This is a genomic window from Plantibacter sp. CFBP 13570 (assembly GCF_014841395.1).
Taxonomy (GTDB): Bacteria; Actinomycetota; Actinomycetes; order Actinomycetales; family Microbacteriaceae; genus Plantibacter; species Plantibacter auratus.
The window spans coordinates 46,688-63,826 of sequence record NZ_JACYTW010000017.1; the positions used below are offsets into that span (position 1 = coordinate 46,688).

At 67.6% G+C, this 17,139-nt stretch carries 18 protein-coding genes and 1 tRNA gene; 13 read left to right on the top strand and 6 right to left on the bottom strand.

Features of this window, described 5'->3' with window-relative positions; all coding sequences use genetic code 11:
- The first annotated feature begins 18 nt into the window (after positions 1-18).
- Positions 19-930 (top strand): cation diffusion facilitator family transporter, encoded by a 912-nt coding sequence (locus IFT89_RS08165; RefSeq protein ID WP_202938704.1) that lies wholly within the window; start codon positions 19-21, stop codon positions 928-930.
- 55 nt (positions 931-985) lie between these two features.
- Here the strand turns inward: IFT89_RS08165 and IFT89_RS08170 are convergent, their stop codons facing one another.
- Together IFT89_RS08170 and IFT89_RS08175 are read right to left on the bottom strand one after the other, a co-directional pair.
- Positions 986-1,732, bottom strand: coding sequence for a DedA family protein (locus IFT89_RS08170; RefSeq protein WP_064296207.1), 747 nt, complete (start codon positions 1,730-1,732; stop codon positions 986-988).
- A 52-nt stretch (positions 1,733-1,784) separates the two neighbouring features.
- Positions 1,785-1,866: transfer RNA gene (locus tag IFT89_RS08175), tRNA-Leu, on the bottom strand.
- Positions 1,867-2,108: 242 nt separating this feature from the next.
- On the opposite strand from IFT89_RS08175, the gene IFT89_RS08180 reads away from it, so the two are divergent.
- Positions 2,109-4,022 (top strand): anthranilate synthase family protein, encoded by a 1,914-nt coding sequence (locus IFT89_RS08180; protein WP_202938705.1) that lies wholly within the window; start codon positions 2,109-2,111, stop codon positions 4,020-4,022.
- A 68-nt stretch (positions 4,023-4,090) separates the two neighbouring features.
- On the opposite strand, the gene IFT89_RS08185 is transcribed toward IFT89_RS08180, so the two are convergent.
- Positions 4,091-4,834 carry an NAD(P)H-hydrate epimerase gene (locus tag IFT89_RS08185; RefSeq protein ID WP_192018177.1) on the bottom strand — a complete coding sequence of 248 codons (744 nt, stop codon included), beginning with the start codon at positions 4,832-4,834 and terminating at the stop codon, positions 4,091-4,093.
- Between the two features lie 107 nt (positions 4,835-4,941).
- Here IFT89_RS08185 and IFT89_RS08190 point away from each other — a divergent pair, with 107 nt between their 5' ends.
- Positions 4,942-5,214 carry a DUF2277 domain-containing protein gene (locus IFT89_RS08190; RefSeq protein ID WP_202938706.1) on the top strand — a complete coding sequence of 91 codons (273 nt, stop codon included), beginning with the start codon at positions 4,942-4,944 and terminating at the stop codon, positions 5,212-5,214.
- Between the two features lie 39 nt (positions 5,215-5,253).
- Here the strand turns inward: IFT89_RS08190 and IFT89_RS08195 are convergent, their stop codons facing one another.
- Positions 5,254-5,646 carry a barstar family protein gene (locus tag IFT89_RS08195; RefSeq protein ID WP_307783477.1) on the bottom strand — a complete coding sequence of 131 codons (393 nt, stop codon included), beginning with the start codon at positions 5,644-5,646 and terminating at the stop codon, positions 5,254-5,256.
- Between the two features lie 96 nt (positions 5,647-5,742).
- Here IFT89_RS08195 and IFT89_RS08200 point away from each other — a divergent pair, with 96 nt between their 5' ends.
- The 8 genes from IFT89_RS08200 to IFT89_RS08235 all read left to right on the top strand — a co-directional run bounded on the left by IFT89_RS08200 (position 5,743) and on the right by IFT89_RS08235 (position 11,874).
- Complete coding sequence (locus tag IFT89_RS08200; protein WP_159878300.1) at positions 5,743-6,972, top strand: CpaF family protein; 1,230 nt, start codon at positions 5,743-5,745, stop codon at positions 6,970-6,972.
- Positions 6,969-7,838 carry a type II secretion system F family protein gene (locus tag IFT89_RS08205; protein WP_159878302.1) on the top strand — a complete coding sequence of 290 codons (870 nt, stop codon included), beginning with the start codon at positions 6,969-6,971 and terminating at the stop codon, positions 7,836-7,838. Before IFT89_RS08200 ends, IFT89_RS08205 begins: the two co-directional genes overlap by 4 nt.
- Positions 7,835-8,773 carry a type II secretion system F family protein gene (locus IFT89_RS20535; RefSeq protein ID WP_192018174.1) on the top strand — a complete coding sequence of 313 codons (939 nt, stop codon included), beginning with the start codon at positions 7,835-7,837 and terminating at the stop codon, positions 8,771-8,773. The genes IFT89_RS08205 and IFT89_RS20535 overlap by 4 nt, the downstream gene beginning before the upstream one ends.
- Positions 8,774-8,786: 13 nt before the next feature.
- A complete protein-coding gene (locus IFT89_RS08215) occupies positions 8,787-8,981 on the top strand; it encodes a hypothetical protein (RefSeq protein ID WP_191940830.1) in 195 nt (64 codons plus the stop codon).
- Complete coding sequence (locus tag IFT89_RS08220; protein WP_307783478.1) at positions 8,965-9,390, top strand: TadE/TadG family type IV pilus assembly protein; 426 nt, start codon at positions 8,965-8,967, stop codon at positions 9,388-9,390. The genes IFT89_RS08215 and IFT89_RS08220 overlap by 17 nt, the downstream gene beginning before the upstream one ends.
- Positions 9,365-9,853, top strand: a complete 489-nt coding sequence (locus IFT89_RS08225; protein ID WP_202938707.1) for a TadE family protein — start codon at positions 9,365-9,367, stop codon at positions 9,851-9,853. Before IFT89_RS08220 ends, IFT89_RS08225 begins: the two co-directional genes overlap by 26 nt.
- 2 nt (positions 9,854-9,855) lie before the next feature.
- Positions 9,856-10,311: a hypothetical protein gene (locus IFT89_RS08230; RefSeq protein ID WP_202938708.1), complete on the top strand. Its 456-nt coding sequence runs from the start codon at positions 9,856-9,858 to the stop codon at positions 10,309-10,311.
- 540 nt (positions 10,312-10,851) lie between these two features.
- Positions 10,852-11,874, top strand: coding sequence for a RelA/SpoT domain-containing protein (locus IFT89_RS08235; protein ID WP_202938709.1), 1,023 nt, complete (start codon positions 10,852-10,854; stop codon positions 11,872-11,874).
- Between the two features lie 672 nt (positions 11,875-12,546).
- Here IFT89_RS08235 and IFT89_RS08240 read toward each other — a convergent pair.
- Together IFT89_RS08240 and IFT89_RS08245 are read right to left on the bottom strand one after the other, a co-directional pair.
- Positions 12,547-13,305: a hypothetical protein gene (locus tag IFT89_RS08240; RefSeq protein ID WP_202938710.1), complete on the bottom strand. Its 759-nt coding sequence runs from the start codon at positions 13,303-13,305 to the stop codon at positions 12,547-12,549.
- Positions 13,306-13,685: 380 nt separating this feature from the next.
- On the bottom strand, positions 13,686-14,954 hold the full coding sequence (locus IFT89_RS08245; protein ID WP_137241922.1) for an MFS transporter: 1,269 nt from the start codon (positions 14,952-14,954) through the stop codon (positions 13,686-13,688).
- Positions 14,955-15,000: 46 nt separating this feature from the next.
- On the opposite strand from IFT89_RS08245, the gene prfB reads away from it, so the two are divergent.
- Positions 15,001-16,110: a peptide chain release factor 2 gene (gene prfB, locus IFT89_RS08250; protein ID WP_079705593.1), complete on the top strand. Its 1,110-nt coding sequence runs from the start codon at positions 15,001-15,003 to the stop codon at positions 16,108-16,110.
- A 99-nt stretch (positions 16,111-16,209) separates the two neighbouring features.
- Positions 16,210-17,139: cell division ATP-binding protein FtsE (gene ftsE / locus IFT89_RS08255; protein WP_244650655.1), on the top strand; the 930-nt coding region annotated here is incomplete at its 3' end.

Sequence of the window (17,139 nt, forward strand, 5' to 3'; positions counted from 1 at the left end):
TCCTACGGTTGATGCATCATGGGTCACGATCACGCACACGCCGGCACCGCCAACCGCAGGAGACTCGCGGTGGCGATCGCCATCATCGCGACCGTCCTCGTGGTCGAACTCGTCGGCGCCTGGGTGAGTGGTTCGCTGTCCCTCCTCGCCGACGCCGGGCACATGCTGTCCGACCTCACCGGGCTGATCATCGCGCTCGTCGCCACGATCGTCGCCGCCCGCCCGGCCACCGACCGCCAGACCTTCGGGTATCAGCGCGCGGAGGTGTTCGGAGCGCTCATCAACGCGCTCATCCTGATCGCCGTCGCGGTGTCGGTCCTCATCGAGGGCATGTCCCGCCTCCTCGAGCCGGCGGACGCGGAGGTCAAGAGCCTTCCGATGTTGATCGTCGCCGTCATCGGTCTCGTGGCGAACCTCGCCGCCCTCCAGGTGCTGCGCGGCGGCCGTGACACGTCGATCAACATGCGCGGTGCGTACCTCGAGGTCCTCGGCGACCTCCTCGGTTCGATCGCCGTGATCATCGCCGCGGTGGTCATCATGGCGACGGGTTTCGCTCAGGCCGATGCCATCGCGTCGCTCGCGATCGCCGCGATGATCGTGCCGCGGGCGTGGTCGTTGCTCCGCGACGTCGTCCACGTCCTCAGCGAGTCCGCACCGTCCGACACGGACGTGCAGGAGATCAGGGACCACCTGCTCGGCACCGACGGCGTCGTCGCCGTTCACGACGTCCACGTCTGGCAGATCACGTCCGGACAGCCGGTCTTCTCAGCACACGTCGTCGTCGAGCAGGAGGTGTTCGCCGATGGTGGCACGGGGGAGCTGCTCGACCGTCTCGGTTCGTGCCTCCACGACCACTTCGACGTCGAGCACTCGACGTTCCAGCTGGAACCCGAGGAGCACGCCTCTCACGAGGAGTCCCACCACCGCTGACGTGCGGGGCGGGCCCGGCTGTCGCGACCGCTCGTGCGAGCGGCGCCACCGGTGATCAGACCGTGTCGTTCCCGCGGTCGCGCTTGAAGACGTCCTGGTCGGCGAGCTTCGAAGCCGCAGCCCGACGCTCCTCCTCGGTGATGGTGCCCTGCAGCGCCTTCGCCTTCCGGCTCGACTGGATGTAGTGCCAGGTGGTCGGGATGAGGGTGAGGACGACGGCTCCGATCAGGATGACGTCGATGTAGTTCTGCACGAAGGTGGCGACCGGGGGGATGTACCCGAGCAGGTAGCCGAAGAAGGTGAGCCCGGCGCCCCAGATGAGCGCGCCGATGAGGTTGTAGAGCGAGTACTTCTTGTAGTTCATGTGGCCGATGCCGGCCGCCACCGGGGCGAAGGTCCGGACGATCGGGACGAAGCGCGCCAGGATGACCGCGAGGGCGCCGAAGCGCTCGAAGAAGGCGTTCGTCCGTTCGACGTTCTTGATGCTGAAGAGGCCGGACTCCTTGCGTTCGAACACCTTCGGCCCGAGCTTGTGCCCGATGAGGTATCCGACCTCGCCGCCGAGGAACGCCGAGAACCCGATCGCGAGGCAGACCCACCAGATGTCGATCTCGATGACGCGGGCGGAGCCGAACGCGAGGAGACCGGTGATGACGAGCAGGGTGTCGCCGGGGAGCAGGAATCCGACGAGGAGGCCGGTCTCGGCGAAGACGATCGCGCAGACCACGACGAGGGCCCAGGGACCGACGGCCGTGATGATGCCCTCCGGGTCGAGCCAGGGAATGAGGGCGGTGTGGACCATGCGGAGCTCCTGCTGTCGGGGGAGGGATGGAACGGCGTACGACGATGTCGCGTGCGGGAGAAGGGACTTGAACCCTCACGCTCGAAAGCACAGGAACCTAAATCCTGCGTGTCTGCCAATTCCACCACTCCCGCGGCCCGCTCAGTCTACGGGAGCGAGGTCGGGAACGTCCTGAGCTTCGGGGATGAGCCGCGGCCAGCGGAGCCCGGGTCGGCCCGTGTATGCTCGGCTCCATGCGAACGACGTGTGCAACGAGCTGGTGGCCCGCCTCCTAGGCGGACCGCGCACGTGCACACACGACGACTCGACCGCCTGACAGGGCGGTCGTTCTCGTTCGGAGGCCCTGTCGGATCGGTCCCAGCCTGAGGACACCACCATGACCACCCTGCTCCACCGCGTGCTGCACGCCGGCCCCGACTTCCCCTTCGCGGTGCTCCGCCGACACGGCAGCGACACCGTCGACCTCTACACGGGCGAGGTCGTCGACGTCGAGTCGCTCGCCGACATCCCGCTCGGATCCGCCGGCGACGACCACCAGCCCGAGGTTCTCACCCTCGTGCCCTACCGCCAGGTGCGCGAGCGCGGTTTCGCGGCGATGGACGACGGTGCCCCTCTGCGCTGCCTCGTGGTGAGCGAGCGCGAGACGGTGACGCTCGCCGAGCTGCTCGACCGACTCCCCGCCGACGCGGTCCCGCTGGTCGACGGCGGGTTCGACGTCTCCGACGAGGACTACGCGTCGATCGTGCGCCGCGTCATCGAGGATGAGATCGGACGCGGCGAGGGCGCCAACTTCGTCATCCGCCGCGAGTTCACCGCGACGACCGAGGTACCGGCCGAGCGCGCCGTCCTCGCCTGGTTGCGGGCGCTCCTGTCGGGGGAGACCGGTGCCTACTGGACCTTCGCCGTGCACACGCCGGGCGTCTCGATGGCCGGTGCGACGCCCGAGCGCCACGTCGCGGTCGCCCGCGACGCGTCGACCGGTGAACGCACCGTCACCATGAACCCCATCAGCGGCACCTTCCGCCACCCGCGCTCCGGCGCGACCGGCGACGACTTCCGCGCGTTCCTCGGCGACGTCAAGGAGACGGAAGAGCTCTTCATGGTCGTCGACGAGGAGATGAAGATGATGAGCCGGGTGTGTGCCTCCGGTGGACGCATCCTCGGCCCCTACGTCAAGCAGATGTCGCGCCTCACCCACACCGAGTACCTGCTCGCCGGGACGAGCGAACTCGACGTCCGCGAGGTCCTGCGGTTGACGATGTTCGCACCGACGGTCACCGGCTCGCCCATGCAGAACGCGTGTTCGGTCATCGCCCGCCATGAGCGGAACGCGCGCGGCTACTACTCCGGCGTGCTCGCGCTGTTCACCCCGGTGGGCGACGGCGACTACGAACTCGACGCACCGATCCTCATCCGTACCGCCTACGTCGACGACGCCGGTCTCGTCCGCGTTCCCGCCGGTGCGACGCTCGTCCGTCACTCGGATCCCGAGTCGGAGGTCGCCGAGACGGCGGCGAAGGCGGCCGGCGTGCTGACTGCGCTCGGCGTCATGGCACCCGCCGAACTCGGCCCGACCGTCGACCTCGCGGCGGAACCCGGAGTGCAGGACGCGCTCCGAGCGCGGAACGAGCGGTTGGCGTCCTTCTGGTTGCAGCCGCAGCACCCGGCGCCCGTCGGTTCACTGTCGGGCCGTACCGCGGTCATCGTCGACGCCGAGGACGAGTTCACCGCGATGCTCGCCCACCAGCTGCGCCACTTCGGGATGACCGTCAGCGTGGAGCACTGGTCGGCGGTGACCGACGCGCTCGTGGACGTCGACCTCCTCGTCGCCGGCCCGGGTCCAGGCGACCCGCTCGACCTCGCCGACCCGCGGGTCCGCCGGATGCACGAGATCGTATCCGCGCGTCTCGCCGCCGGAGCGCCGCTGCTCGCCGTCTGCTTGAGCCATCAGGTGCTGGCGATCCAGCTCGGGCTGCCGATCGAACGCCTCGACGCGCCACGACAGGGGCTGCAGCTCGACCTCGACCTCTTCGGTGAGCAGTCGCTGATCGGGTTCTACAACACCTTCACCGCACGGCTGGCGGGTGAGGCTCCGGTCGGTGGGGTCGAGATCGCCGCCGATGCGGCGTCCGGCGACGTGTTCGCGATGCGTGGTCGTGGGTTCGCGTCGGTCCAGGGGCACCTCGAGTCGGTGCTGTCGCGCGACGGGCTCCGGACCCTCGGCTCGCTCGCGGGCCACGCGCTCGCGGGTGTCGCATCAGGGCGATCGGCTGCTGCCGTCGGCTCCTGAACGTCATGCACCGCCTGGACGGTCGGTGATGCCGACCGCCCAGGCGGCGAACCGTGCGTGGCTGCTCGTCAGGCGTCCGCCTGGTCGAGCGTCGTGAACGGCGTGACGTCGGCGAGCTGCGGTCCGAGACCGATGTCGATGAGGCGGACGTCGCCGGCGTAGGCCGAGCCGGGTGGGATGAGGAGCCCGGCCTTCACCGCGCCGAAGGTGACCGTGACCTCCGCCGGCAGGACAGCACCCTCGGGGACGCTTCCCTCGTCGGGGTCGATGCCGCTCGGGACGTCCACGGCGACGACGGTCGGTCCGCCGGAGTTCTGCACGACCGGCAGGACCGCCTCGACGATCGCTTTCGGCGCACCGCGCAGGGTGGGGTTCCGGCTTGCCCCGATCCCGAAGACGGCATCGACGACGATCGCGGCGCCCTTGGCCTCGTCGGCGGTGTCGTCCGGTTCGGCGGGGGAGTTCATGAGGAAGCGGACACCGGCCTCGACCGCCGCGGCGTAGCCCGCCTCGTGGGCGTGGTCACCGGTCCTCGCCACGACGAGGTCGAGCGGGACGTCGTCCGGACCGGTCGTGCCGGCGAGCTCCGCCGCCGCGAAGAGGGCGTCACCGCCGTTGTCGCCTGAGCCGACGAGCAGCAGGATCTTCCAAACCTCGGGTGCCTCGCCCTCGACGCCCGCCGTGCGATCGGCGAGCACCGCCCGCAGTTCTTCGGCGAGGCCGTGGGCGGCTCGCGCCATGAGCGGTTCCCCTGCGTCCAAGAGTGGTGCCTCTGCCGCTCGGACCTGGTCTGCGGTGTAGCCGTTGATCATGGCGCCCACTCTTCCGGCTCGGGTCGACCGCCGCAAGCGGTTGCGGCGCGGCGCCAGCTCCCGAATCGCCTCTGGCTTCTGGCGTGCGCCGGGGCTACCATGCCTGCATGTGCCGGAACATCCACACCCTCCACATTTTCGAGCCGGCGGCGACCGATGACGAGGTCGAGGCCGCGGCGCTCCAGTACGTGCGGAAGATCAGCGGGTCGACGAAGCCGTCCCAGGTGAATGCGGAGGCGTTCGATCGAGCGGTCGCGGAGATCGCCCACATCACCCGCCATCTGCTCGAAGACCTCGTGACGACCGCCCCGCCGAAGGACCGCGAGGTCGAGGCGCAGAAGGCGAAGGAGCGTTCGGCGAAGCGGTTCGCGACGGTGTGAGTGAGACCGTCTGAGCGCGACCGCCAGGCCCCGACCGGGTCAGGCGAGTTCGAGTCGGATGTCCGGGTGGCCGGCGAAGACCTCGAGGAGCAGGTCGAAGTAGGTCTTGCCGCGGCCAGCGTCGAGGTCGTCGAGCTGCGCGGTGATCCGGGCCGTGTCGAACGGTGCGCCCTGCTCGAGCTTCTCCTGCAACCAGGCGCGGGTGGCCGTGACGCCGAGAGCGGCGCGGCTCGCGTCGTGGTCCGTCCAGACGAAGTGCACGTCGTCGAGATCGCGGAGCGAGCCGATCCCGCCGTAGAGGACGTCGTCGAGGGCGTCGAGGCTCGGGCCGAGGTCCCAGTCCTCGTCCTGCATCACGAGCTCGTTCATCACCTCGTAGAACGAGGAGATGTCGTGGATGCGGGATCCGTCGATGCGGAAGGTGGTCGGCACGGTCCCCGAGCCTAGTGACCGGTTGGTGACGCGTCGAGTGGGTGGTGCTGTGGATAACTTCTGCGGGGTGTGGCCGGTGTTCGTCAGGATGGCGGCATGGGGACAGCGGCGGAGATCATCACGGCGCGCGTGCGCGACCGGGTGCGTGAGGAGTTCGGAGAGCCTGGTCGGCGTGGGGGCGCGGGGCGGATCGCCCGCGAGGAGGTGCGTCGCTACAACGAGCGCGCGCTGAACGACACGACGCCGCTCATCGACGATGAGCACGGGATGACGAGCGAGGTGCTCGCCGCGGTGACGGGGTTCGGGGCGATCCAGCCGTTGCTCGACGATCCGAGTGTCGAGGAGATCTGGATCAACGAGCCGACCAAGGTGTTCGTCGCCCGCGGCGGGGTGTCGGAGCTGACGGACGTGGTCCTCGGCGAGGGTGACGTCCGCGATCTCGTGGAGCGGATGCTGCGCGCCACCGGTCGACGGGTCGACCTCGCGAACCCGTTCGTCGACGCGTCGCTTCCGGACGGCTCGCGGTTGCACGTCGTCATCCCCGACGTCACGCGTCGGCACATGTCCATCAACATCCGGAAGTTCTCCGCGCGGATCCGTGATCTCGGTCAGCTGGTGGCCGCGGGGTCGATCAGCTATCAGGCCGCCGAGTTCCTGCGCGCGAGCATGACCGCGGGGGCGAACCTGCTCGTGTCGGGAGCGACGCAGGCCGGCAAGACCACGATGCTCGGCGCCCTCATCGCCTCATTGGACCCAGCCCTCCGCATCGTCACCGTCGAGGAGACCTTTGAGCTCGCGCCGGGCAACCGCGACGTCGTCGCGATGCAATGCCGACAGGCCAGCCTCGAGGGCACGGGAGAGATCACCCTCCGGCGGCTCATCAAGGAGGCGCTCCGGATGCGGCCGGACCGCATCGTCGTCGGTGAGGTCCGGGAGGCGGAGAGCCTCGACCTCCTGATCGCCCTCAACAGCGGGTTGCCCGGGCTCTGCAGTATCCACGCGAACTCCGCGCGCGATGCGATCGGGAAGCTCTGCACGCTGCCACTGCTGGCGGGCCGGAACATCGACTCGGGGTTCGTGCGCCCGGCCGTCGCATCCTGTGTCGACCTCGTCGTGCACTGCGAGCTCGACCGGTCCGGACGCCGACGGGTGGCGGAGATCATCGCGGTCGGAGGGAGCGGGGAGTCCCACACGATCGAGGCCTCCACCCTCTTCGAGCAGCGCGACGGAGAGCTCCGCGCCACCGGTCGCTTCCCGCTGAACGACGCGAAGTATCGTGCGGCCGGGATCTCGCTCGCATCGATCCTCGCCGTCGGCGAGCGATGAGCCTCGTCGTCGGAGCGGTCCTCGCCGCAGGCCTCCTCCTCACCGTCGCACCCTGGTGGTGGCCGGACCCTGAGCCGCTGCGCGACACCCTGGAGCGGTGGAGGCCGGTCGCTGCGCTCCGCGAACTCCTGATCCTGGCCGGTCTGCCCGGTCGGTACTGGGCGGCCGCCATCGTGGTCTCCGTCCTCGCCGGTCTCGTCTCCGGCGCGGTGGTCCAGGCGCTCTGCCGGGTCCTGCCGCTGAGTGCCGTCGTCGCCGTCGCCGGACTCGTCGCCCCGGTGATCGTGCTCCGAGCCCGCGCCACCTCTCGACGTCGCCTGCAGCGGGGACTGTGGCCGGATGTCGTGGACCATCTGTTGTCCGCGATCCGATCAGGGCTCTCGCTCCCGGATGCGGTGGCTGCGCTCGACACCGTCGGACCCGCACCGCTCCGCCCGGCGTTCGCCGCGTTCAGCGCCGACTACCGGGCTGCCGGCCGCTTCGCCGACGGCATCGACGACCTGAAGACCGCGCTCGCCGACCCGGTCGCGGACCGCATCCTCGAGACGGTGCGCATGGCCCGCGACGTGGGAGGCACGGAACTGCCGGCGGTGCTCCGAGCGCTGTCCGCGGGGCTGCGCGAGGAGTCGGCCATCCGAGCCGAGGCCGAGGCGCGACAGTCCTGGGTGGTGAACGCCGCCAGGCTGGGCGTCGCAGCACCATGGGCGATCCTCCTGCTCCTGTCGTCCCGGCCGGAGGCCTCGGCCGCCTACAACTCCCGGGAAGGAGCAGTCCTGATCATCGCCGGCGTCGTGGTCTCCGCCCTCGCCTACCAGGCGATGCTCCGCGTCGGACGCCTCCAGCCCGAACGACGGTGGTTCCGGTGAGTGCTGACGGAGCGTGGGCCGTCAGCCTCGGAGCGGTGCTCGGGGTCGGCCTCTGGGCGCTCGCGATGCTCCTGCCGGCACTCGGACGACCGCGGCTCGCGGACCGCATCGCCCCCTATGTCGCCGACCTCTCCAGCGACGCCCGCTCACAAGCCGCGCGCCGCTCGACCGACCCGCTACCGGTCCTCGGGACCCTGCTGGTCCCGGTCCTCCGCGCCGTTCGATGGTCGCTCGGGCTGGTCGGCGCCGATCAGGAACTCGTCATCCGTCGATTGGGTCAAGCCGGGGGACCGACGCTCGAGCGGTACCGACTGCTGCAACTCCTCTGGGGGCTCGGCGGCTTCGCGGTCGCCGCGGCGCTCGCCGTGTTCTCCTTCAGCAACGGTCGGCTCCCGCTCCCGTTCGCAGCACCGCTTCCCGCGGTCGGGGCGGTGGCCGGAATCGTCCTCCGCGACCAACTGCTGGCGCTCGCCGCCAGTCGCCGCCTCGCGCGGATCGAAGAGGAGCTGCCGACGGTGCTCGAGTTCCTCAGTCTGAGTCTCGCGGCGGGCGAAGCGATCACGGACGCCATGGACCGCGTGGCGCGCATCGGGTCCAGCGGGGAGCTCGGTAGGGAGTTCCGCCGGGTGATGGCGGACGTCTCCACCGGTATCCCGTTCGCCACCGCACTCCGGCAGTTCGAGGCACGACTCGCGATGCCGATGCTGTCGCGATGCGTCGACCAGATCCTCGGTGCGCTCGAACGCGGCACACCGGTCGCAGCCGTGCTCCTCGATCACGCACACGACGGACGCGACACCGCCAAACGCCGTCTCCTCGAATCCGCCGGGAAGAAGGAGGTCGCGATGCTCGTGCCCCTCGTCTTCCTCATCCTGCCCCTGTCCATCATCATCGCCGTCTTCCCCGGAGTCTTCGTGCTCCGGACCGGCTTCTGACGAAAGGTTCCACATGTCCTCCCCCTCCTTCCTCGACCGCGCGTTTCGCCGGAGTCGTTCCCTCTTCACCGAGGAGCGCGGCGACGTCCCCGGCTGGGTCCTCATCACGCTCATGACGGCCGGGCTCGTCCTCCTCATCTGGGGTGTCGCCGGCCCGGCGCTCACGCAGGTGTTCGAACAGGCCATCGACCGTGTCTCCGGCATCTGAGCCCGAGATCGGCGGATGGCGGACGCGACTCCTGCGCGGCGAGGACGGATCAGCCGTCGCCGAGTTCGTGTTCGTCGGAGCGATCCTCACCGTCCTGATGATGTCCGTGGTCCAGCTCGCGCTCGCCTTGCACGTCCGGAACACGCTCATCGACGCGGCGGCGGAGGGAGCCCGGTTCGGCGCACTGGCCGACACCGAGCTGCTCGACGGCGCCGACCGGGCACGCCAGCTCATCGCCTTCGCCGTGGGAGAGGGGTACACGGGTGACGTCAGCGCCACACTGGCCGATCATCGCGGAGCCGACATGGTCACCGTGACCGTCCGCGCGCCGCTCCCGATCGTGGGCTTGATCGGGCTGCCCGGCGTCTTGGAGGTGGAGGGTCATGCGGTCCTCGAGACGCTCGAGTGATGAGCTGCGTCACCGACCGACCGCACTGGACGACGACGGATCGGCCTCCCTCGAGTTCATCACCGTCGGTCTGGTCCTCCTCGTGCCGATCGTCTATCTCATCGTCGCGCTCGCCGAGGTGCAGGCCGCAGTGCTCGCGGCTGGCGGGGCTGCGGCGCAGGCGGCGAAACTCTACGCTCGGGCCGACGACGACGCCAGGGGTCGCGACCGCGTCGAGGACGCGCTCGCACTCGCGCTCGACGACTTCGGGCTCGACCGGTCCCAGTCGTCCGTCACGCTCGACTGCGCACCAGCCGGTCTCCCGTGCGGGCAGCGCGGCGGTGCCGTAACCGTCACCGTCGACATCCTCGTCGTCCTGCCGTTGCTGCCCGAGATCCTCGGCATCCAAGCCGCGGTCCCCGTGACCGGCGCCGCCACGGCACCGATCTCCCGGTTCGACGACCGGTTCAGCGAGGCGGAATGAGGGTGCCGGACGGGAACCGACGTCTGGACGTCGGCGAGGAGGACGGGTCCACCATCCTCCTCACGATCGGATTCGCCGTGGTGGCGCTCGCCGTGGTCCTCGTCGGGAGCGCCGCCACATCCCTGTACGTGGAGCACAAGCGGCTCCTCGACCTCGCCGACCGCCTGGCCGCGACCGCCGCGGAGTCCTTCTCCATCGACGACGTCACGATCCAGCCCGACGGCACCGTCCGACCCGCCCTCGATGACGACTCGGTCCGTTCGAGTGCACGCGACGACCTCATCACCGGCGGTGCGGGTGCGCTCACCGGCGTCGAGATCGTCGCGGCGCGGACCCCGGACGGTCGGAGCGCGGAGGTCTCGCTGGCGTCGGCTTGGCGGCCACCGATGCTGACGCTGTTCGTCCCGCAGGGCCTCCGGATCGAGGCGACCGCGAATGCGCGCAGTGTCTTCTGGTGACGGCGGACGGGCCTCCCGATGATCAGGGGAAGGGGCGGGTGCCGCGGTCAATGGCGCCGGGAACTGACTATGACACCCGTAGAGAGGAATGTGTCGAGCGTGAGCGATCGGTTGAGTGAGGCTTGGGGACCACGGCGGATCACTCGCCAGGAGGTGTATCGCTGCGACGAGGGATGCGGTCAATGACTACGCGGCTCATCGACGACGAGCGGGCAGGGGGCGGCCGACCCGAATGCTAGTGCGGCCACGACATCTGAGCGGACAAGCTCGTTGCCCACTGTGATCTTCGCGGTCGCATCCATGGTCTGGTCGACATCGACAGTCAGCTAGGCGGCGCGCCTCTACTAGAGGTGTCACTTACCGGTCTGACGGTCGCTGCTCGCGAAAATCCGCATCGGTGATCCGGACGCCTGGCACGGAAAGATGCCTCGTGACGGCTGGGACTTAACTGATGTCATTGTTCATCAGCCGCACGGCCGGTGCCGGAGGTGGCCCGAGTGAATCGGCCGCGTGTCAGTGGTCGCTTCTATCCTTAACGACATGGCATGGAGCGAACCCCAGTACACACGAGGCGCTATCGAGCGGGCGGGGAGAGCGCTTAACGATCCCTCCATCTCCGCGGAAGAGCGTCGCGCTGCGGTCGCGATAGTGAACAACTGGAGGTCATCGCATGGGTTTCCGTTGAACACGCTGACTGTGAGCCTCCGGGAACGCGCTCAGCGAGTCAACTCCGAGGTTCTTGTCGCCCAGAGGATCAAGCGACTACCGTCGATTCAGAAGAAGCTCGCTCGATTCCCGAAGATGAACGTCGCGCGGATGCAGGATCTCGGCGGATGCCGAGCTGTGCTCGGCAGTGTCGACGAGGTCGATCAGGTCGTGGATCTCTTTCTCAACGCGCAACACAAGCGCAAGCTGGTCCGGCATGATAATTACATCGCGTCGCCCAAGGAATCAGGCTACCGAGGCCACCACCTCGTATATTCGTACCGAAGTGACCGCCGACAGACGTTTAACAACCTAACGATCGAGGTGCAGATTCGGTCTCAGCTTCAGCACGCCTGGGCTACTGCGGTCGAGACGGTCGATCTGTTTACAACCCAAGCGCTGAAGTCGAGTGTGGGTGAGAAGGAGTGGCTGAGGTTCTTTCAGCTCATGGCCTCCGTGATCGCGCTACGCGAGGGCACGGCACCTTTGAAAGAGACAGGGGGTGACCTCGCGGCCTTAAAGAACGAGCTCACCTACCTCGATATGAAGCTGAGCATCATCGAGCGGTTGACCAGTTACGCGCAAACGCTCCATGAGAGCGAGACGCAGATTCGAGGGGCTCGATTCGTGACGCTCTCGCTAGACGTGATGGACTCCCGACTATCGATCACGGGCTACAGAAGTCAGGATGAAGCGGCTGCTGCATATGCGCTCTTGGAGAGCGAGGCGGGGGAAGGCGTCGACGTCGTGCTCGTTTCGGCAGGCTCGATTCAGGGCCTGCGGGCCGCGTATCCGAATTACTTCCTAGACACCACGCGATTTGTCGAGGTTCTGGACTCCACGCTCTACGGTGACTGAGGTTTTCGAGCCGCCCCAGAATCAGGCAGGACTTGGTCTCTCTGGATTTTGGTTCCGAGGAAGGCGCGCAAAGCTGGCGTGCGCCAGCGGCGGGGTGGGCGAGGCAGCGAGCAAGATCCGTCCGTAGGCATCGACGGTCAGGACTCGTGCGTCGATCTCTCAATTGATGGCGCGAACGATCACGAGGATCAGCTTGATTCACCGGACAAGACGGACAGGAGGACGTCCCAGAATCGCCCGATGCACTTCTTCCGATGGAACACGGCCTGAGTTCGGCTCGTGCTCGACGAGACGGTCTCCCCTTCCCGGCGAGGTTCGCGACGTTTGTGTTTGTGACAGCGGCGAGAACTCTGGGGAAGGGCAGCCGTCGTGCCTAGTCGACCGCGCCTTTGGCACTCATTCGCAAGCCACAGGCCGATCGACCGATCCATAGCCTGCCCTTGGTGCGTTTATACGCTACGTGGTCATCCTGCTATCTCGAGAGGAGCGTCGTGGCCGTGGCGCTCATTCTTGCCGGATTGGTGAAGCAGCTTGTGGCCTGTGGCGCTGTGGAGCGATCCCCGCCGATAGGACTGGGAGAACGTTAGAGCTCATATTTGGAACTATGTGCCTTATTATGGGCGTGTTTTAGACTTGCCCGAATGGTCCACTCGCGCAGTGACTGACTAGTCTCTAGACCCTTAGCTGCTCAGCTATCTCGCGAACACGTTGAGCGAGCTTCTGGACACGCTGCTTACTGGATCCTGGCGGATGACCATGGATGTAGACGGCGACGTCACGAATCTTGTTTGCGTCGCGCTTGAGTCCATCATTTACTGATCCCGTAAGTCCGACTTTCTCGCCTGCTGGGCGCTCCCTGACCATGTCATTTAACCGTGAAAGGCTACCGCCACTACCATGCGCAAGCGCATTGCGGACAGCTTTTAGGAGGTCCAGGACGCACGAGTCCGGGCTGGTCGCAACAATTCCCCTCACCTTGTCAGCGTAAGTGGCATCGAGGTCTCGTGCGGCCTCGGTCATCCACGTCTCGCAGCTGTCGAAGGTCACATTAAATCCGCGAGGGTCGATCAGTGCTTCAACCTCTGATTGCTTCGGTCTTGCAGGGAGGATCAGGGGGCCACCGTGCAGTAGCTTGACGAAGTGATCGACGTTCGCCTTCCTGATTCCCCCGTCGAGACTGCCTTGCTGCGCATCGATAAACTTCTCGGGCGACGCTGTGACAGCCACGATGTGCCATCTGTGCTGGAACAACTCCCATTCCGAGCCGAGGCGAAACGCGAAATCGGCGGCAAGGCCTTTCAGGAGTTGGAGTCGACGCGGATTCTTGACGTGATCGGAAACGGCATTATAAGTGTCTGAATACCGCGACTCCATCTCTATGACACCAGCAACAAAAGCATCAAGTGGTCTGTTCGGATCCGCGACAGGCATGCGAGCATACTACTGCGTCTCTGGCCGCATTCATCCAAATTGATTCAGATTCAATGCGTGTGTTCCCATAGGGATTTGTGCTCCGGCTCGCATCGCTCGGTACGGAGTATTGTCAGTTCCCGCAAGTACGCCCGCCATTTGCTGCTTCGACATGTCAGAAGGTTGCTACCTCGCCTCCATGCGTCTGGGGCTCCGGCGGTCCTCGAGGGGATCGGCGGCCTGCGTGTCAAATGTCTGGGCGCGGCCACGGCGTATGTGCGCAGTTTCCTCCGACTGGCACTGCCTGCACCAAGTTGACGGACGCTCCGATGGACAGGGTATGGGACCGGTGCCGCGATCGATGAAGCGTGGAATGAATCGGAACGGGAAGAACTAGTCGATCAGGGGAAGGGGCGGGTGCCGCGATCGATGAACCGGGGGATGAACCGGAAGAGGAGGAACGCGCCGATGAGCCCGACACCGCCGATGGTGCCGGCGGCGAGGGAGATCGACGCAGCCGCGGTGATCCCGGACATCGCCAGTGGAGCGGCGGCGGTGCCCGCGTCGCCCAGGAAGCGATAGGCGCCGAGGAACGGCGCGGGACGGTCCGGTGGCGCGAGGTCGGAGCCGAGGGTCATGAGGATGCCGCTACCGAGCCCGTTGGACAGTGCCAGCACGAGCGCGACGGCGATGAACCAGACCCGTGCCTCATCGAGGTCGTGCGTGAAGGCCAGGACGATGAACCCGGAGCCCAGCCCGATCATCGAGGGGACGGCAGTCCAGATCCGCCCCCAGCGGTCCATGACCTGCCCGCTGGCGTAGAAGAGGGCGAACTCCACCGCGCCGACGACGCCGATGATGAGCGCCGTGTCCGTCTCCGAGACGCCGATGCTCACGGCCCACAGTGGGAGTAGCACCGCGCGGCACGAGCGCAGGGCGCCGACGAGTGCGGCGGTGGTGCCCATCCGGGTGAGGACGGCGCCGTGCGCGCGGATCGACGCGATGAGGCCGCTCGACTCCTCGGACGCGAGCTCCTCACCCTCGGTCCGCTCCTCGCCGTCGGCGGTGCGCGTCGACGGCGGCCGCCCGAACATCTCCGCCGGGTCGGGGAGGACGAGCAGGGTGACCGCGGAGCCGGCGCAGCAGATGACCATCACCCAGAACGCCGCCTGCGACGTCCCGGTGAGGTGGATGACGCCTGCGGCCAGGAACGGGCCGATGAACGTGCCGGCGCGGAAGACACCGCCGAGGGAGGAGAGCGCCCTCGCCCGGTACCGCATCGGCACGTACGTCGTCATGAACGCGTGCCGGGCCAGACCGAACACGGCGGTCGCGAGCCCGATGCAGAAGATGCCCACGGCGAGGACGAACGGATTGGGGGAGATGGCAGCCGTCGCGACCCCGACGACCGCGAGCAGCGCCGCCCACATCATCGCGAAGCGTTCGCCGATCCGACTGACGATCCACCCTGACGGGACGTCGCCGACGAGTTCGCCGAGCATGATGAGCGAGGAGATGACGCCGGCGACGGCGAGCGTCGCCCCCAGGTTCCCGGCGACGGCCGGGATGATCGGGATGATGGCGCCTTCACCGATCGAGAACAACAGTGTGGGGAGGAAGACCGAGACGGCCACGGAGCGCAGCTGGAACGGGCGTTCGTCGGAAGTCATCCCCTCGATCGTACGCCCGCGGCCCTGCGCGGTAGGCTGAAGCCAAATGTTTGACTTGGACCTCTCCACACAGATCAGTACCCTCCGCTCGACCTTCGACGACATCCGCACCGTCGTCGACGTCGACCGTCTCGAAGCCGAGATCGCGACGCTGAGCGAGCAGGCGGGTGCCCAGGATCTCTGGGACGACACGACGAACGCGCAGAAGGTGACGAGCGCCCTCAGCCACCGTCAGTCCGAGCTCGCCCGCATCACCAGCATCGCGAACCGGCTCGACGACCTCGAGGTGCTCATCGAACTGGCGACCGACGCCCAGGACGAGGAGTCGGCCGAAGAGGCCCGTCAGGAGCTCATCAGCCTGCAGAAGGTGCTCGGCGACCTCGAGGTGCAGACGCTGCTGAGCGGCGAGTACGACCCGCGCCCCGCCGTCGTCACCATCCGCGCCGGTGCCGGCGGTGTGGACGCCGCCGACTTCGCCGACATGCTGTTCCGCATGTACCTGCGGTGGGCCGAGCAGCACAAGTACCCGGTCACCGTCATGGACACGAGCTACGCGGAGGAGGCCGGCATCAAGTCGGCCACCTTCGAGGTCGACGCACCGTACGCCTTCGGCACGTTGAGCGTCGAGGCGGGCACGCACCGCCTGGTGCGCATGAGCCCCTTCGGTGCCGCCGGCAAGCGTCAGACGAGCTTCGCCGCCGTCGAGGTCATCCCGCTCATGGAGGAGACGGAGATCGTCGAGATCCCCGAGTCGGACATCCGTGTCGACGTCTTCCGGTCCAGCGGCCCTGGCGGCCAGTCGGTCAACACCACCGACTCCGCCGTGCGCATCACCCACCTGCCGACCGGCACGGTCGTCTCGATGCAGAACGAGAAGAGCCAGATCCAGAACCGCGCCGCGGCCATGCGCGTGCTCCAGTCGCGACTCCTCCTCATCCAGAAGGAGCAGGAGGCCGCGACGAAGAAGGAGCTGGCCGGCACCATCACGGCGAGCTGGGGCGACCAGATGCGCTCCTACGTGCTCGCGCCGTACCAGATGGTCAAGGACCTGCGGACGGAGCACGAGCAGGGGAACCCCGCAGCGGTGTTCGACGGCGATCTCGACGGGTTCATCGCCGCGGGCATTCGCTGGCGGTCGATGTCGAAGCCGGAGTAGCGCAGCGCGGCATAGTGTTCGCCCAGCCCTCGTACAGGGTACGGATCGCGGGCGTGTCCTGCCCGTAATCGGCAGGTCGCTCCTTAAGCTCAAGGAGCCATGATTCGGTTTGATCACATCTCCAAGAAGTATCCGGGAACCTCGCGTCCCGCGCTCAACGACGTCGATTTCGAGATCCTGCGGGGAGAGTTCATCTTCCTCGTCGGTGCCTCGGGGTCGGGGAAGTCGAGCTGCCTCCGCCTGATGCTCAAGGAGGACAAGCCGAGCAAGGGCAAGATCCATGTGCTCGGCCACGACCTCGGTTCCATCTCGAACCGCAAGGTGCCGTACTTCCGGCGCAGCCTCGGGGTCGTGTTCCAGGACTTCCGACTGCTGCCGAGCAAGACGGTCTACCAGAACGTCGCCTTCACCCTCCAGGTGATCGGCAAGTCGCGCGGCTTCGTCCAGGAGGCCGTCCCCGACGTCCTCAAGATGGTCGGACTCGACGGCAAGGCGCAGCGCCTGCCGCACGAGCTGTCCGGTGGTGAGCAGCAGCGCGTCGCCATCGCCCGCGCGATCGTCAACAAGCCGCAGATCCTGCTCGCCGACGAACCGACCGGTAACCTCGACCCCGCCACCAGCGCCGGCATCATGCAGTTGCTGGAGCGCATCAACGCCGGTGGGACGACGGTCGTCATGGCCACGCACGAGGCCGGCTTCGTCGACCAGATGCAGCGTCGGGTGATCGAGCTGCAGGACGGCCAGATCGTCCGTGACGAACGCCACGGTGGATACGGCACGACCGCGGCCATCCCGGGTCTCGTCAGAGGATCCTCTAAGGCTGCCGCCCCGTCGGCGCAGACGACCCCCGCAACGGCCTCGACCCCGGTCGCACCCGCTGTCGAGACCTCCTCGGTTCCGGTGACGACCACGACCTCATCCGTCGCTGCCAGCTCCGAGCCCACGACGAGTGCCGTGGCCGCAGCCGCGGTCGCCGCAACCGCGGCCACGCCGACCGCTTCAGCCGCACCGACCGCGCCCGCCGCGGTC

What these genes read in the sequence shown, in the direction of transcription:
- IFT89_RS08190 (WP_202938706.1), top strand. Translation starts at nt 4,942, where the DNA reads ATGTGCCGGAACATCCACACCCTCCACATTTTCGAGCCGGCGGCGACC.
- IFT89_RS08185 (WP_192018177.1), bottom strand. Translation starts at nt 4,834, where the DNA reads ATGATCAACGGCTACACCGCAGACCAGGTCCGAGCGGCAGAGGCACCA.
- IFT89_RS08165 (WP_202938704.1), top strand. Translation starts at nt 19, where the DNA reads ATGGGTCACGATCACGCACACGCCGGCACCGCCAACCGCAGGAGACTC.
- IFT89_RS08205 (WP_159878302.1), top strand. Translation starts at nt 6,969, where the DNA reads ATGAGCCTCGTCGTCGGAGCGGTCCTCGCCGCAGGCCTCCTCCTCACC.
- IFT89_RS08240 (WP_202938710.1), bottom strand. Translation starts at nt 13,305, where the DNA reads ATGCCTGTCGCGGATCCGAACAGACCACTTGATGCTTTTGTTGCTGGT.
- prfB (WP_079705593.1), top strand. Translation starts at nt 15,001, where the DNA reads ATGTTTGACTTGGACCTCTCCACACAGATCAGTACCCTCCGCTCGACC.
- IFT89_RS08215 (WP_191940830.1), top strand. Translation starts at nt 8,787, where the DNA reads ATGTCCTCCCCCTCCTTCCTCGACCGCGCGTTTCGCCGGAGTCGTTCC.
- IFT89_RS08225 (WP_202938707.1), top strand. Translation starts at nt 9,365, where the DNA reads ATGCGGTCCTCGAGACGCTCGAGTGATGAGCTGCGTCACCGACCGACC.
- IFT89_RS08180 (WP_202938705.1), top strand. Translation starts at nt 2,109, where the DNA reads ATGACCACCCTGCTCCACCGCGTGCTGCACGCCGGCCCCGACTTCCCC.
- IFT89_RS08245 (WP_137241922.1), bottom strand. Translation starts at nt 14,954, where the DNA reads ATGACTTCCGACGAACGCCCGTTCCAGCTGCGCTCCGTGGCCGTCTCG.
- IFT89_RS08170 (WP_064296207.1), bottom strand. Translation starts at nt 1,732, where the DNA reads ATGGTCCACACCGCCCTCATTCCCTGGCTCGACCCGGAGGGCATCATC.
- IFT89_RS08200 (WP_159878300.1), top strand. Translation starts at nt 5,743, where the DNA reads ATGGGGACAGCGGCGGAGATCATCACGGCGCGCGTGCGCGACCGGGTG.
- IFT89_RS08235 (WP_202938709.1), top strand. Translation starts at nt 10,852, where the DNA reads ATGGCATGGAGCGAACCCCAGTACACACGAGGCGCTATCGAGCGGGCG.